Origin of the sequence: Vibrio sp. Vb0304 (assembly GCF_033338995.1) — a bacterium.
Classification (GTDB): domain Bacteria; phylum Pseudomonadota; class Gammaproteobacteria; order Enterobacterales; family Vibrionaceae; genus Vibrio; species Vibrio alginolyticus.
The window spans coordinates 1-1,540 of sequence record NZ_JAWOTT010000104.1 but is presented as its reverse complement, the minus strand read 5'-3'; the positions used below and the strand labels follow the sequence as shown (position 1 = coordinate 1,540).

General features: G+C 44.3%; 2 protein-coding genes and 1 pseudogene. 2 read left to right on the top strand and 1 reads right to left on the bottom strand.

Annotation, left to right across the window (positions count from 1 at the left end; translation table 11 throughout):
- The first annotated feature begins 174 nt into the window (after window positions 1-174).
- Entirely contained in the window at window positions 175-1,026 is an 852-nt protein-coding gene (locus R7P35_RS24155) for a tetratricopeptide repeat protein (protein ID WP_180700470.1), read from the top strand.
- Between the two features lie 13 nt (window positions 1,027-1,039).
- Window positions 1,040-1,435 (top strand): DUF2391 family protein, encoded by a 396-nt coding sequence (locus tag R7P35_RS24150; RefSeq protein WP_005464146.1) that lies wholly within the window; start codon window positions 1,040-1,042, stop codon window positions 1,433-1,435.
- 3 nt (window positions 1,436-1,438) lie between these two features.
- On the opposite strand, the pseudogene R7P35_RS24145 reads toward R7P35_RS24150, so the two are convergent.
- Window positions 1,439-1,540 (bottom strand): annotated as a pseudogene (locus R7P35_RS24145) (redox-sensitive transcriptional activator SoxR); the annotation flags it as partial.

The following is a 1,540-nucleotide window of genomic DNA, read 5'->3' as shown; positions in this document are numbered from 1 at the left end:
GACCAAAGAGTTTACCGCTCACAAACCCGTCTTTCTGCTTCCACTTTTGTCTTGAGCCATAAAAGTTGCGCAAAAGCGTGACAAGCATTTCTTTTGTAATAACTTTGCTAAACGTTTGTTCGATTTGCTATGGTTGCAGGGTCTATCTGTACTCTTCACGCAAAAGGACGTTTTATGCGCTTATTTATTGCCCTCTTCTTCTCCCTGATTCTCTCTCTCCCGACTCTGGCATCCGAAGAAAAATATTCTGAATCAGATCTATTAGATAGACCGTTAATGGAACGCTATATTTTAGATGAACTTAAATCCTTACGTCAGGATTACCAAACCCTTGAAAAACGAATGATCACCGAGATCACCGATCGTGAATTAACGGTGGCGGATAAATCGCTGAACTACGCAAATGTGACGGTAACGTACTTCTTCTACATCATCGCGGGCGTGGCATCATTGATCGCCTTTGTAGGTTGGCAGTCGCTGCGCGAGTTTAAGCACAACACAAAAGAAATGGCGGACAAGCGATTGGAAAAAATCGCTCAAGAATATGAAAAGAAATTTGTTGCGCTGGAACGAGATTTAAAACGCAAAACTCGCATCATCAGTGAAAACAACAAAGAGATTGAAAAGATCAACGAAATCCACAACTTGTGGTTACGTGCTCAAAGTTCGCAAACGCCGGAACAACGTATTGAGATTTATGACGAAATCTTGGTAATTCGACCTGGTGACCTTGAAGCATTGACTTACAAAGCCGATGCGGCCATGGAAATAAACGAATACCATTGGGCGCTAAGCATATGTAACCGAGTGCTCGAGGTAGATTACACCAATGGCCCTGCGCTTTACCAACGCGCTTGTGCGTACTCTCGATTAGGGATTGAGGAACAAGCGATTGAAGATCTGGAACGCGCCATTGACTACAGCCCTTCAATTCGCGATTTGTTGGCAGAAGAACGCGATCTTGAATTGCTGCACGGTAACGAGCGATTCGAGAAGCTATTGCAGCTGAGCAATAACAACGAATAACGGAACCTACAACATGAGCAGCCACTTTAATCTTGAAGATGCCAGCCAAGTGTTAGTTGGCGCTTTTGCCCTTGCTGTGCCTATCTCTTTTTCGGAAGAAGCATGGCGATTGGGTGAAAGCTTACCTATGATAAACCTGCTCATGTTGTTAAGCCTTTCTGTGATTTTTCTCAGTTTTTTCGCTTATCAAAGCGTATTTCAAAGCCACATTAGAAAGCGCATTCCCATCTTTGTATTTCGCGTTGTGATCGCCTATTCCATCGCCGCTATCGTGGTGGCTTTGGTGCTATTTTGTCTCGACAAGTTGCCACTCTTTACTGACCCGATCGTTGCGATAAAACGCGTTATCGTCATCACAATGCCAGCGTCGATGGGCGCGATTGTGGTGGACAGTTTCGACAAAGAATAACGCTTACGCCTCTTCTTCTAAGGTCAAATTAGAACCTGAGTGATCTTTGCCTAACACATCTTCTGGGTTTCGCAGTGCGCAAGTTTCTAACGACAAACATCCGCA

Coding starts and splice junctions, on each gene's coding strand:
- R7P35_RS24150 (WP_005464146.1), top strand. CDS start 1,040: ATGAGCAGCCACTTTAATCTTGAAGATGCCAGCCAAGTGTTAGTTGGC.
- R7P35_RS24155 (WP_180700470.1), top strand. CDS start 175: ATGCGCTTATTTATTGCCCTCTTCTTCTCCCTGATTCTCTCTCTCCCG.